This is a genomic window from Candidatus Harpocratesius sp. (genome assembly GCF_054039255.1).
Genome location: NZ_JBPLBG010000005.1, coordinates 1 through 13,752 on the forward strand (window position 1 = coordinate 1; position 13,752 = coordinate 13,752).

The 13,752-nt window shown below is 29.6% G+C and carries 15 protein-coding genes; 11 read left to right on the forward strand and 4 right to left on the reverse strand.

Annotated elements, in window-relative coordinates:
• Positions 1 to 177 precede the first annotated feature (177 nt).
• The gene (locus tag ACXLDF_RS00485) at positions 178 to 981 is read right to left on the reverse strand and encodes a class I SAM-dependent methyltransferase (RefSeq protein ID WP_457556519.1); all 804 of its coding nucleotides are present in this window, start codon (positions 979 to 981) and stop codon (positions 178 to 180) included.
• A gap of 178 nt (positions 982 to 1,159) precedes the next feature.
• Here ACXLDF_RS00485 and ACXLDF_RS00490 point away from each other — a divergent pair, with 178 nt between their 5' ends.
• The 7 genes from ACXLDF_RS00490 (at position 1,160) to ACXLDF_RS00520 (ending at position 5,904) form a co-directional block, all read left to right on the forward strand.
• The gene (locus ACXLDF_RS00490) at positions 1,160 to 1,444 is read left to right on the forward strand and encodes a hypothetical protein (RefSeq protein WP_457556520.1); all 285 of its coding nucleotides are present in this window, start codon (positions 1,160 to 1,162) and stop codon (positions 1,442 to 1,444) included.
• 138 nt (positions 1,445 to 1,582) lie between these two features.
• Complete coding sequence (locus ACXLDF_RS00495; protein ID WP_457556521.1) at positions 1,583 to 2,455, forward strand: single stranded DNA-binding domain-containing protein; 873 nt, start codon at positions 1,583 to 1,585, stop codon at positions 2,453 to 2,455.
• Positions 2,456 to 2,544: 89 nt separating this feature from the next.
• On the forward strand, positions 2,545 to 2,955 hold the full coding sequence (locus tag ACXLDF_RS00500; protein ID WP_457556522.1) for a translation initiation factor IF-2 subunit beta: 411 nt from the start codon (positions 2,545 to 2,547) through the stop codon (positions 2,953 to 2,955).
• 137 nt (positions 2,956 to 3,092) lie between these two features.
• Complete coding sequence (locus tag ACXLDF_RS00505; RefSeq protein ID WP_457556523.1) at positions 3,093 to 3,416, forward strand: DUF424 domain-containing protein; 324 nt, start codon at positions 3,093 to 3,095, stop codon at positions 3,414 to 3,416.
• 94 nt (positions 3,417 to 3,510) lie between these two features.
• Positions 3,511 to 4,455, forward strand: a complete 945-nt coding sequence (locus ACXLDF_RS00510) for an NMD3-related protein (RefSeq protein WP_457556524.1) — start codon at positions 3,511 to 3,513, stop codon at positions 4,453 to 4,455.
• A gap of 15 nt (positions 4,456 to 4,470) precedes the next feature.
• Positions 4,471 to 5,268 (forward strand): serine protein kinase RIO, encoded by a 798-nt coding sequence (locus ACXLDF_RS00515; protein WP_457556525.1) that lies wholly within the window; start codon positions 4,471 to 4,473, stop codon positions 5,266 to 5,268.
• A 54-nt stretch (positions 5,269 to 5,322) separates the two neighbouring features.
• Positions 5,323 to 5,904 carry a KH domain-containing protein gene (locus tag ACXLDF_RS00520; RefSeq protein ID WP_457556526.1) on the forward strand — a complete coding sequence of 194 codons (582 nt, stop codon included), beginning with the start codon at positions 5,323 to 5,325 and terminating at the stop codon, positions 5,902 to 5,904.
• A gap of 65 nt (positions 5,905 to 5,969) precedes the next feature.
• Here ACXLDF_RS00520 and ftsZ read toward each other — a convergent pair whose 3' ends face one another.
• The 3 genes from ftsZ to ACXLDF_RS00535 all read right to left on the reverse strand — a co-directional run bounded on the left by ftsZ (position 5,970) and on the right by ACXLDF_RS00535 (position 9,858).
• Positions 5,970 to 7,109: a cell division protein FtsZ gene (gene ftsZ / locus ACXLDF_RS00525; protein WP_457556527.1), complete on the reverse strand. Its 1,140-nt coding sequence runs from the start codon at positions 7,107 to 7,109 to the stop codon at positions 5,970 to 5,972.
• Positions 7,110 to 7,199: 90 nt separating this feature from the next.
• Positions 7,200 to 8,453, reverse strand: a complete 1,254-nt coding sequence (locus ACXLDF_RS00530; protein WP_457556528.1) for a type III PLP-dependent enzyme domain-containing protein — start codon at positions 8,451 to 8,453, stop codon at positions 7,200 to 7,202.
• A 49-nt stretch (positions 8,454 to 8,502) separates the two neighbouring features.
• Positions 8,503 to 9,858 carry a glycosyltransferase family 4 protein gene (locus ACXLDF_RS00535; protein WP_457556529.1) on the reverse strand — a complete coding sequence of 452 codons (1,356 nt, stop codon included), beginning with the start codon at positions 9,856 to 9,858 and terminating at the stop codon, positions 8,503 to 8,505.
• A 66-nt stretch (positions 9,859 to 9,924) separates the two neighbouring features.
• Here ACXLDF_RS00535 and ACXLDF_RS00540 point away from each other — a divergent pair, with 66 nt between their 5' ends.
• From ACXLDF_RS00540 to ACXLDF_RS00555, 4 genes are all read left to right on the forward strand, one after another.
• On the forward strand, positions 9,925 to 10,305 hold the full coding sequence (locus ACXLDF_RS00540) for a hypothetical protein (RefSeq protein ID WP_457556530.1): 381 nt from the start codon (positions 9,925 to 9,927) through the stop codon (positions 10,303 to 10,305).
• 339 nt (positions 10,306 to 10,644) lie between these two features.
• Complete coding sequence (gene panB, locus ACXLDF_RS00545; protein ID WP_457556531.1) at positions 10,645 to 11,583, forward strand: 3-methyl-2-oxobutanoate hydroxymethyltransferase; 939 nt, start codon at positions 10,645 to 10,647, stop codon at positions 11,581 to 11,583.
• Between the two features lie 23 nt (positions 11,584 to 11,606).
• Positions 11,607 to 12,575 carry a DUF72 domain-containing protein gene (locus ACXLDF_RS00550; RefSeq protein WP_457556532.1) on the forward strand — a complete coding sequence of 323 codons (969 nt, stop codon included), beginning with the start codon at positions 11,607 to 11,609 and terminating at the stop codon, positions 12,573 to 12,575.
• Between the two features lie 13 nt (positions 12,576 to 12,588).
• Positions 12,589 to 13,569: a ketopantoate reductase family protein gene (locus tag ACXLDF_RS00555; RefSeq protein WP_457556533.1), complete on the forward strand. Its 981-nt coding sequence runs from the start codon at positions 12,589 to 12,591 to the stop codon at positions 13,567 to 13,569.
• Positions 13,570 to 13,752: the final 183 nt, after the last annotated feature.

Consider the following 13,752-nt stretch of genomic DNA (forward strand, 5'->3'; position numbering starts at 1 on the left):
GAAAGTATATCGTTTATCTAGAAAATTAATGTGTATAGTGAACAGACGGATTGATATGTTGAGAATAATTTACGATTGGATAATAAAATTAAAAAATTAAAAAGATCCTCGAATTTTAAAATTCATCGAGAATTTGTGAAAATTATGAAAACTAATGCATATTTTGTAAATTTCAATTTAACTGTTTTTTTTCGCTAATAACAACAGTGCATCGCTGCAATTTAAAGAGAATGGTTCTCTTAGATAATTCTCCCATACATTCACTAAATTAAGATTCAATTGATTGAATATTTCTTCAATATCTGGGAGTGTAATTAATGGCCAAGAAGATTGCTTTATTTGGGTGAATACTTTGTTATTTTCATAAGAGTGGTGACATTCTACAAAATCTACAAACATTTTGCTTTTATAAAAATCAGGTGCAAATCGCTTAATTGTATAATAATTATCACCAGATGGATCTGTATAAACAGGTGAAGCAATATAACCTGATCGGGGTTTTGAGTTGTTTAAAATCTGAATAAAGAAGAACCCGCGAGAACTTAAAAGTTGTGATATCTTTTCAAAAACTATAAATGGATCATGTTTTTGCATAATTAACAGCATAGAATTTCCAAGAGAATAAATAAAATTGAACGAATTAGGTTCTAAATCATTATTATTCTGCATAAAATCTTTTTGAATGAACTTAATTCGATTATGATTCTTTTCAATTCTTTTATTGTCAGAAATGACAGTTTTTTGAGCAATTGTAATCATTTGTTCAGAAATATCAATTCCGATAAAATAATCATTTGGGAATTTATTTGAAAGAAGATTAATGTGTTTCCCAGGACCACAACCTAAATCGAGAATATTACGAGGGGCATTGTGAGTAATTATGAGATTTGATAAAATACTGGATAAAAAGGGTATTTCGCGTTTTAATCGATTCTTCCAGTTAATTGTATGAAGATAAATTTCAGCTGATAACATTTTCATATGATAGAAGGATTATGGAGCAAATAAACATTTGGAATAACAAAAAATGCAGATAAATTGAATGTTTAAAATAGATAAAAGGATTGTTAAAAGATCAAAATTGAATTATCATGTAAAAATGAAACAGAAGGAATTTGAAAACTATATTTTTCTGTAAGATAGTAGGAACATACACCATATGCCTGATCAATTCTTAGAGTATACAAAATCTATTTGGTGGCAAAGAGAAGATTTGTTAAGAACTTCACAAAAAACATGCAGTATTATCGAAAACTTACCTTATTCTTCCATAATTGATTATTTTATTCCATTTATTTATTTGTATTCTTTCAAAGAAGATACTGTGATTATAGGTATTTCACATGAATCACTATACTTGCAAAAATCTCTATATTGGGCGGTGTGGCAAGTGTACTTCAAGATTTTAAGAGAAAAGATAATATTTTTAAAAATTAAGCACTAAAAAAAGAAAATGTCCATTTAAGGAAAATTAAAATATTTTCCTAAAAATATCTGCTTTTAAATTGCTTTGATAGTTAACTATTATTAGAGATATTGCTAAAGGATCGAGGTATAAAATTCATAAATATTGGTGGAAAATATGAGTATTGAAAATCTTTCAGAAGGTGGTTCTCGCTTTCAAAAATATCCTGCTTTACACGTATTTATCAAAGATTTGGATGAGGGGCAATGGATAGATGAAGAAAAGATGGTGTCCACCCGTTATGGGCGTGTAAAAAGAGTAAGGGTGTGTGGAACAATTTTGTATCGAAAAGATCCCACTAACGAGAATCAAGAAGAATCTTTTTTGGATGATTCATTTGGGCAAAATTCCCGAATCTCATTTCAAATTGATGATGGGACTGGAAGAATCTGGATCACTATATTTGGAATTGAAATTGAAGATTACAGTTATATTAAAAAAGGAATTCTTATTGAAGTAGTAGGAAAAACGCGCCAATATCGCAATAAGATCTCTTTAGTTGGTGAATATGCTAGAAAGCTATCAGATCCTAATTGGGAAACCTATCATATGCTAAAAATACTCACACGACGAAATTTAAAACCTAAATATGAGATTGAAAAAATAGAAACTCCTACTTTTTCTGATTTTAATTTTGAATCAAATATTCCCCAAGATTCTACTTCTTCTCGCTTGGATTCTATGAATATTAAAGATGAAATAGATATGCAAATAAATAAAAAAGCAAAAAGTCCAAGTGAAAATGAAGAAATTGAAGAGTTCTCATCAGAAATTGGGTCTTTTTCTTCTAATGATCCTTTTGAAAAATTAAATATTTTAGATAAAATTGTCGAATATATTAGAGATAATGATAATGATGATGGTGTTGCAATTACTGAGATTCAATCTACTCTAAAATTAGATTTACCAACACTTAAGACATATTTAAATCAGTTAAGTCAAGATATTCGTATTTATAAGACTAGTGATGGACATTATTCTGCTTATTAAGAATAATCATGATTTAATAATTGGGATAAATTTCTAAATAAAAGTTCTTTTTCCGAAATTTTTTTTGGAAAGAAACCTTTTATAAAGTAATGGACGAGAAAGAATACCTTGCTTTGGTAGATCGAGCATTTGAAAAAATTCCCGAAGGTTTTCATGAAACGGATCGTTGGAAAATTCCCATCGCCCGATTGGAGTTTGAAGGGAAAAATACAATTATTGTGAATTTTAAGGATATTGTTGAATCGATTAAACGGGATGAAAAACACTTTATTAAATATATTTTACAAGAAGTAGGTACTGCAGGAAATATTAAAGGTAATAAAGCAATTTTAAAAGGAAAGCAAAAACTACGTACAATTAATCGTTTGATTAATAATTATTGTGAAACTTACGTTATTTGTGAGACGTGTGGGAAACCAGATACTATTATTTTGAAGGAAGGAAGAAATCATCTGTTAGTATGTCAAGCTTGCGGAACACGTCACCCGATAAAACTTTAAAACCTCTTTTGAGGGATATTCTCTTTTTTTATTCGAATTTTTTCAATCATTTTATCCAATTTATTGATTGAGAGAGATTATTTAGGAGTTCAAAATAAAAGTGAAATTATAATAGAGCAAAAATGAGTGATAACAATATGTGTACTACAGAAAATGGCGAAGGGATTAAGTGTTATATAAAAATCCATCATCAAAGTAAAGATTCTGTCGTTGCTGCTTGTGATAAAGAATGTTTGGGTCAGAAACTGAAAGAAGGTAAATTTCAGTATCATGTTTCAGAGGGGTTTTTTAAGGGGGAATTACTTCCTATCTCCAAGGTAGTTGCAATATTGCAAAAATCGACCAATTTCAATGTTGTTGGAGAGAATATTATAACTAAATTGGTTGAATTGAAAATAATCCATCCAGAAGGTGTTTTAGAAATCGAAGGGATTCCAATTGCTTTGAAAGTGATTTTTTAACTTATAAAAAAACTTGATTACTTAATTATCTACTTGCATATAATAATAAACAATAATATTTTATCTCCATAAAAGAATTGAAGAGAGAAATTAAATGAAATTACGGAAATTTTGTTCAAAATGTGGTGCTAACATAGAAAAGGATGAAGATCTATATCCTGGATTTCTCTGTTATAATTGTTATGGAAAAGAAGAAATAAACATAAATTTTCCCCAAAAGATTCAATTACGCCAATGTTACATATGTTCTGCTATTTCATTACGAATGGATGAGAAATATCTTGAGTGGTACTATCTTCCTGAAGGAGAAATTGAATTGGATTTTTTAAGTAGTTTAATCTATGAATCTTTGATTTTTCCAATAGAAGATAAGTATAATATTCGTTGTTCTCTATTTATACCCCAAAATACTTCATTTTCTCAAGAAAAAAATATAATAATTCATATTGAGAGTCGAAATAAAGATGATGTGTTAGTTAACAATACTCAATTGGAAATACAGATGAAAAAAATTCAATGTCCTTATTGTGCTCAAAAATCAGGTGGTAGATTTGATGCAATTATCCAAATAAGAATTCAACATCCAAGAGATAAACCCATGTTACAAATCATTTTGGATGAAATTCATCATATAGAATTTGATGAGCATCAGAAAAATTTATCATTTTTTATCACCAAAGTAGAATGGACAACAAATGGTTTTGATCTTAAAATAAGTAATAATGCTATGACAAGAGCATTAGTTCATAGACTACGTGCGAAATTTTCTTTTGAAATTAAGTATTCAAAAAGATTAATGGGTATTGATCATGAAACAGGTACCAGATTATATAGACAATCCACTCTTCTTCGCTTAATTCCAGTGCGTAAAAATGATTTATTATTATTTGATGGATCTAAATATCACGTAAAAAACATTACTCATAATAAGGTAATTTTGATTTCATTACCTGGTAAAAAGGTTAAACAACTCAATTTTAACCAGTTTCAGAAAAAAAAATGGAATCTTGTTGAAAACGAAAAGGAAATGGAAAAATAGGGATGTGAAAGAAGAGTGGTTGAAGATAAACTAGTTGATAGGCTTGATCAAAAAAAAGATAAACAACGGATTAAGAAAAAGCGAAAAAAGGAAGAACGAATGGCAACTGGGGGCGTATTTGATAAATATACAACAGAAAATATCAATAAATTGAAAGTAAGAGGAATTATTACAGAATTTGTAGGTATTATTTCTGCAGGTAAGGAAGCAAATGTATATTTTGCAATTGGGGAAAATGATCAACCTATAGCAGTAAAAATATATAAAATCGATCCCCAAAACACCAAATGGATGAAAAATTACATTATTGGCGATCCTCGATTTAAGAAAATTGGTAGTTCTACACATAAAATCATATATACTTGGAGTAAAAAGGAATTTAAGAATTTGAAACAATTATCACGTCATGGTATTCCTGTTCCTAAACCTATATTGTGTGTAGATAATGTTTTATTAATGGAGTATATTGGGGCATTTAATGGAACTCCAGCCCCTCGATTAAAGGATGTAGAAGATTTATCAAATCCTTTTGAGATCTATAAGAAAATTATTCAATATATTGAAGAAATGTATCTAAATGCTCATTTAGTTCACGGAGATTTAAGTGAATATAACATTTTAATGTGGAATGGTTTACCTACAATAATTGATGTTTCTCAAGCGGTATCCACTTATCATATTAATGCTCCTGTGTTTCTTAAAAGAGATATAATTAACATACATAATTTTTTCAGTGATTATATTAATAAGGATGATATGGATTCAGTTGAAATTACATACAGGAAAATATTACAAAAATATCATTCACAATGATATCTGTCGTATATTCGCATAAATGATTTAACCTATGAATTACTCTTTTTTTTTATGGCATTCTTTAAAGATCGATTGGCTGTTGCTATCGGTAAAAATGGTGAAACTAAAAAATTACTCGAAGACCGAACAGGAACTAATATTACAATTGACAGTAAGACAGGAGAATACCATATCACAGCAAAAAAGAATTTTCCAATTTCAATAGAAAATACCGAATTTCAAGATCCAAGTATTCGGGTATATACTGCACAATCAATTCTTAATGCCATAAATTACGGATTCAATCCTCAAAAGGCATTAAAACTATTGGATGCTGAGAATATTTTTGAATTAATTAATTTAGAACAGATTGTAGGTCATTCAGAACGAAAATTACGTCGAATGAAAGGGCGGTTAATTGGCGATCAAGGAAAAATTAGACAAGATATAGAAAAATATTCAAAAGTAAATCTTTCCATTTATGGAAAATATCTCGCATTAATCGGAGAATTTGATTCAATTAAAATTGCAAAAAAGGCAATTAATATGATCCTCCAAGGTGCGCCCCATAAAACTGTAATTAATTATTTGCATGAAGAATACCAAAAGAAAAAACAGCAAGAATTTACCGAAATGTGGAAACCAACTTTATAATTAATGATAGTTACAATGTAGTAAAGGTGCTTTTTAACAAGATTTTTAATTTTCTGATATTATTTTTAATATAAATTTAAATTTTCTTCATTTATCGAGCGGATTTCACTAATATTGAAGAATTCATCTGCTAAAGAAGGTCGTTGTGGATTAAACTGTTGTGTGAATTCAGGTTTGATAAATGTATAATTTGAGTTTCCTAACATTTGAGGAGATTTTACACCTGTAATTAATAACATAACTCTAATTATTCCTGTTAAATTTGGATCAACACGAGCCCCCCAAATCACTTGGGCATTTTGATCCATTCGTTCAGTTATTAATTCAGCTACACGTGTTGTTTCAATTAATGTGAGATCATTTCCTCCAGAGACATGAATAAGTGCACCTTTCGCACCTGATATATCAAAATCAAGTAGAGGGGAATTAAGGGCATCTTCAATAGCTTCCTCGACACGATGCCTTGGATCATCACCCTCACCAATACCAACAATAGCCATTCCTGCAGAACTTAAAATTGTTCGAATATCAGCATAATCTAAATTAATAAGGGATGGTAGAGAAATAGTTTCAGTAATTCCTTTAACCATTGTCGCCAAAACTTCATCTGCTAAACTAAAAGCTTCAGCTATTGGTAAATCTGCAGCAATTTCTAACAAACGATTATTGTCTATTAAAACCAATGTATCGACATAATTTTTTAGTGCATTAACTCCTTCTTTTGCTCTAGAAACACGTTTCATCTCTGCTTGAAAAGGCATGGTAATTACTGCCACAACAATTGCACCTTGATTTTTTGCAATTTGAGCAATGATCGGTGCACTTCCTGTTCCTGTCCCCCCTCCCATTCCGCAAGTGATGAAAACTAAATCTCCTTCTTGCAAAATTTTTTCTAATTCTAAACGGGATTCTTCTGCAGCTTTCTTACCAATTTCTGGTTGTCCTCCTGCCCCCAAACCACGAGTTAAATTGCTTCCAATTAACAATTTGAAATGAGCATGGACTGCTTCTAAATGTTGTCTATCAGTATTAATTGCTACGCATCTAGCTCCTCGAATTCCAATTTTCATTAAGCGATCCACTGTATTATTGCCGGCTCCACCACATCCTAGAATAAGGATGTTAGCTTGACCAATTTCTGTTTTAAAAACATCCGTCTTTTTAGCATTTATATTTATTGGGGAGGTAGTTAGATGATGTTTCATGCGATCCGATCCTTCACTTGACGTATAGGAAAAAAAAAGCTATCTCGAGTTTTTAGATGTGATAATATCTACATATATATATGAGAATAATTAAGAATTAGGAAATATAAAAGAGTTTGATCCCGTTTTGTATTTATTGATTTTTGTTTTACTTAGAAATAGAATATTTGGAAGAGAATAAGGAAAGCGCGTTGACCATGTTAACGCATACGCCCCCACATTAGCGATAACTATAATATCACCACGAGATACCGATTTTGTGAAATTATAATTTTTAATTAAAATATCTTGATCTGATGGAATATTTCCCATAAAATCAAAAGGTGTATTTGGTGCTTCTGTGATTCTGGTTGCATTATAAAATCTTAAGGATGATTTCATAAATTTAGGAATATAATTATTACCAATATTAAGAAAGACAACCTTATGGATGGGATCAACCCGTATAACTTCAGCTATACAAAATCCTGTGTCTTCAACAATAAATCTTCCAGGTTCATAAAATATAATGGAATTTTGAAATCCTGCTTGGTAAAGCATATTTTTACATCCAAGTAAATATGTTCGAAATTCTTTTTCTTTCAAAGAATCTGCATTGGAAAATCCTCCCCCAATATCTAGAATTTTTGAATACAATCCTGATATTTTTTTTATTTTTTGAACAATTTCAATTAAATTTTTCATATTCTCTTCATATTGAAGCCATGTTTTTAATCGTGTTCCAAAATGAGATAAAACTCCTGCATATTCAAGATTTGTTTTTTTTTTAAATATTTCACTTATTGATTTATATGTTTCTTTATTATTATGTAGCCCATGACGGCTGGTGTATTTTTTTGTCTGAAATTTAAGGAGTATTTTTGGGCAATAGTTGGAATTTGTTCCAAAAATTTTAGTAATTGTTTGAGAAATGCGGGATATATCAATTAAATCATATATAACTATATAAGGAATTTGCATTTGAACAATTTGCATTAAGAATTTATCAGGGAGATAAGGACCACCAACAATGATCTTTGTATGGTCAAATCCAATTCTTTTCAGCATCTGAAGTTCAGTTAATGAGACAATTTCAGCACCAAACTGCTCTTCTTTCACAATTTCAGCTGTTTTTTGAAGATAATTTGATTTTACAGAATAAAAACCCTGTGACTGAGGAAAAATCTCTGAAAATATTGAGGAGATATAATTAATATTTTCTTGAATTTTCTCTTCGAGGAAAAGAAATATAGGTGTTTCCCACTTTTTAGCTAAATCCAAACATGAAAAATTGCCAATTTTTAATTTTCCATCTTTTACATTTACATATTTATTTCCATATAACCGTTTTTTCTCTTTTCCCATAAATCTCTCCTCTTGCTAATTTGATATTTTGTTTATTTTAATTTAGCTATTAATAATTACTATTCTCTGAATGAATTAACTCATGATATTTTTTGAGAGTACATTCTGAAATTTTTGTCCAATTATTATTCAAAATCACTTTATTATAACCCAATTCTCCCATATTCTTCTTTAAAGAGGAATTTTGAAGAATTTTTATTATTGTTTTTGCTAATTGATCAATGTTATCGAATTCAACCAACAAGCCATCTCTATTAATATTAACAACTTCGTGCATGGCTGGAATATTCGCTGCAATCACTGGAGTATTTGTTGCCCATGCTTCTAAATATGCTATTCCATAGGCATCTGATCTACTGGGCATGCAATAAACATCAGCTAATTGAAAGGCTCCGATCTTTTTTTTATCATACATTCCTGTGAGATTTTCAGGTGAAATATTAATAATCTTAATGTTTGTTGCTTTTTTTTTTATTTCAGCTAATTGATAATTAAATGCAGTTGTTGAGGGTCCAATGAAGACAACGCTAAACTGATTGATTTTTTGTATTAACAAGGGAATGCTTTTTAACAAAGTCAATGCTCCTTTTTCATAATTTTTATATCCACAGAATAAAATCAATGGTGATTTAGGTTGATAAATATTAATAAAATGGGAGCGGTAATCATCTTGATTAAATCGTTTTGTATCTACTCCCATTGGTAAAATAGCAATTTTATTTTCATCAATTCCATTCGATACTAAAATATCTTTTTCATATTTAGTGCAAGCAAAAATGCAATCGAAGATTTTCAAAATTTGATAAAATATAGGCTTTTGGTACCTAATATTTGCAAAATGTAGAAATGGCGTAATGCATGATGGTATTTTATAATACTGGGCAATAAGCAAACTGTATATAATATTCAAATATGGTAAGTATGTGCAGTGAATTATATCTGGTACAAATTCTAATGATTTTTCAAATTTCTCATGGAATAGCTCATGTATCAATTCAGGAAGAATAGGTCCATTTTTAATAACATCTGTTAAATCATTTTTATCAAAATTTAAGTATTTTTTTGTTAGTTCAAAGAGCATTGAATGTATATTTTTTTCATATGTTTTATTTGAAGAATGAGAGTAAGAATTAAGAACACGGTATCTATGAATCTTAAGATTTTTATATTGGCTAAAAAATTTGTGGGAAGTATCAATCGTTCTTCCATTTCCATGTAAGGATGCAAAATCAATAGCTGTTGAAGTAACCACTGAAACTTGCATTTTTATCCCTAAGGTTGATTTTTCTGACGATCTTCGAGAAATCTTTAAAAATTCTCTTCCAAGTCTTTCTAATAAGAAATCTCCACCACTAATAGCTGGAAAAAATCGTGTAGGAAATAGCAAAATGTTTAATTGTTCCATTTTAGTTCTATAGCCACTCAACAAATTCTACAATATTTTATTAAAGTTATTTCTTATGATAAGTTGATGAATCTTTTTGATGAATTAAAAAATGAGGGAAAATTAACTGGTTCCTTGATTGTAAAATTCCAAAGAACATATGGTAAATTATTTTTTCGATCTTTAGAATTACTGCAAAATGGTGCACTTTCAATTCATAAGAATATTTTTCTTCCATCAAATTTAGTGATTTGGGCAGTTCAAGGGAAATCAGGATATTATTTATTATATCCTGGGATTTTTTGCCAATGTCACAATTTTTTAATTGATTATATATATAGAAAACAGGAATTTGGGTTTTGTAAGCATTTGTTTGCTCAAAAGATGGCCGAGAGCCTCAACATTTTCAAAATTCACGAACATTCCGATAAAGATTATCAAACTTGGATGAAACAATTTTTACCTTGAAATATTTCCATTCAATAAAAGCGCATTTTAATCATGTTATTTTTTTATGATCAACTGTTATTATTTCAAAAAGCGACATTATCCGACATAAATAACGGTATTTATTTTAAATATCGAGAATGTTTTAACGTCCAACACAGAGACGCTTCGACAAAAAACGACAAATAACGTTATTTATCATACTTAGGGATCTCTCCTTTGTATACATTCTATCCATTTAAAATGAAATATATAGATAAATATTATTATTTATCATAATATATACTAATAAATACTCCTTCATACTAATCAAAACGAAAAAAAGAAATTAATTATGGGTCAAGATTGAGTAATAAAACAATGTCTCCACAGCAAAAAGTAACTCCTCAAACATTCATTTGTATGAAAGAAAAACAAGAAAAAATAACTGTTCTAACTGCATACGATTATATGATGGCAAAAGCTTTTGATTATTCTGGAATAGACGCTCTTTTAGTTGGAGATTCTATGGGAATGGTTATCTATGGAAGAAACAGCACATTAAAGGTAACTTTGGATGATATTATCAGACATACTGCTGCTGTTGCACGAGGTTCCGAACATGCAATGGTAATTGCTGATATGCCTTTTATGAGCTTTGCAACTCCTGAAATTGCTTTATTAAATGCTGGAAAAGTACTTCAAGAAGGTGATGCTGATGCAGTTAAAATTGAAGGAGGTCATGAGCGAGTCGCGACAGTAAAATTGCTAACTTCTAATGGAATTCCTGTAATGGGTCATATTGGATTAACTCCCCAATACTTTCATCAATTGGGTGGTTATAAATTACAAGGAAAAACTGCAAAAGCCGCAGAAAAATTGCTTGAAGATGCTATTTTATTAGAAGAAGCAGGTGCTTTTTCACTAGTATTGGAAATGGTCCCTTGGCAAATAGCGCGCGAGATCTCTCAACATCTTCACATCCCTACTATTGGAATTGGTGCAGGTAATGGTTGTGATGGACAAGTTTTAGTTGCACAAGATATGCTTGGTTTTTCTAATTCTAAGAAATTTAAATTCGTTAAACAGTATGCAAATATTTGGAAAACAATGGTAGATGCCGCTGAGGCATACATACATGATGTAAAAACTTTAATATTCCCTACAATAGATAACAGCTTTAACATTTCTGAAACAGAATATTCAGAGTTTCTTCATCTCATCTCTCAAGATTTAAAAATTCTCTCCCGTAAAAAGAATAAAAATGAAAAAAGTACTAATTCAGATAGCAATTCTATCGGAAAAATTTATGGAAATTAGTACTAATCAGGATTTGGCCCAAAGTGGGAGAAATACAAAATATTTATGTGGGAACTTGTGGTTGGGCATATCAACCGGATTGGGTTGGCAGTTTTTATCCAAATTTTCTTGCTTCTTCGTTATACTTAGAATATTATTCAAGTATATTTAAATCAGTTGAGATTGATAGTAGCTTTTATTATACACCAAAAAAAGAAACAGTTGAGAAATGGTGTCAAATTACACCTGATTATTTTCTATTCAGTGCCAAAATTAACCGTAAAGTTACTCACACTGCAAAATTAGATCTGAGAAAATGTAAAAATGACTTAATCCAATATCTGGAAAATTTCTTACCAATGGAAGCCAATCATAAACTTTTTGCTCATTTAATTCAATTACCACCAAGTTTTTCATACAAAAAAAAAAAAGATAAACAGCATTTTGAGGAATTTATTTCATTTTGGCTAGAATGGCGGGAAAGCCGTGGAAGAGATCTTTTAGGGGATAAAACTTCTAAAAATTCATGGCAAGGGGTCGTAGAATTCCGAAATAAGACATGGATACGAGATTCAATTATGGATTTACTTTCTGATTATCAGATCGGATATTGTGCTGTTATTGAGCCGTTACTTCCTCCTACATTCTTAAATCCTGTTAAAGAATTACTTTATCTAAGGTTTCATGGTTACGGTAAAAATCCATGGTGGAACTATCTATTTAATGACACAGAATTAAATCAATGGGCTAGAAAAATCAGTATTTTTCATACAGAAAATCCTTCAACTAAAATTGCTGCCTATTTTAATAATCATTTTAGTGGATACGCCGTTAAGAATGCACTTGATATATTACCCAAGCTAAATCTTAAACCCCAACAACCAGTTAAATTGGTACAAGAAAATTTTCGAAAAAGACATAAAGCAAAAAAAAGATATTCACTATCTCAAAAGAATAAAAATCTAAATTTATCCAGAAAAAATCGATTAGACAATTGGTTCCAACTAAAATAATGAGAAGATATGCATGAAAATATTAATTATTGGAGCAGGATCTTTAGGATGTCTTTTTGGGGCAAAACTTGCCTTGAATAATCATGATGTTTATGCTATAGGTTCAGAAAAAATATATAAAAAAGTGTATGAAGAAGGTCTATTTTTTCAAGAATTTAATAAACCTGCTGAAAAATTAACACCTATTCACTTTTTTGCTTCTCAGAATGAGTTTCTAAATGAAAAAATTAATCAATTAAATTTTGATATTTGTATAATTTCCTGCAAAGTTTACTCACTTTCTCAAATTACTTCTCAATACGCATCACTAATCTCAAAATTTCAGAGGGTGTTTTTACTTCAAAATGGATTGGGTAATGAAGAAATTTTTAAAAGTAAATTTCCTAATCTTAAGATTTATCGAATTATTTCTTCAATGGGTGTGATGCTTGAAAATTATAATCATATTATTCAAACTGGAGATGGATTGAATTTTATCTGTAGAATTTCAAATTTGACCAATGGAAATATCACAGAAGGAAATCGAGAAGAAGTCAAAATTTCGGAAATTATTCAAAATTTTAATAAAGCAGGCATTTTAATTAAGAAAGCAAAGAATTCACTTCAAAAAATATGGGAGAAAGCCATAATTAATATTGTAATTAATCCTCTTGGAGCACTTCTAAATGAGAAAAATGGAAATTTATTGAATAATCCATATTTTTGGAAATCTGCTAAACATTTGATTCATGAAATAATGGTAGTAATGGAAAGTTATCAATTACCACATGATTCATTTGATGAAATTCGTAGAAAAATAAAAATCGTCTTGCAAAAAACAAAAGATAATAAAAATAGTATGCTTCAGGATCTTTGGAGAAAAAAGCCAACAGAGATTGAGTTTTTAAATCAGAAAATAATTGATCTTGGTAAAAAAAGAAAAATTGCAACACCTTTTAATAATATGATTGTATTCTTAATAAAAGCACGAGAATTTTCCTTAAAAAATTCCTAATTAATCATAATAAATAAAAAAAACATGAGGTTTCACGGTAATCTTCGCTCTCCAATATGATAGCAAAAAACCCAAAACCTTAAATCTCCTTCTTTTTTCTTGTAAATTAATGAAACATCCTGCGTCTTCTAATGAATATCGTACCGTCTACTTGAAATGGCCGTCTTCAATTCCAAAACAATG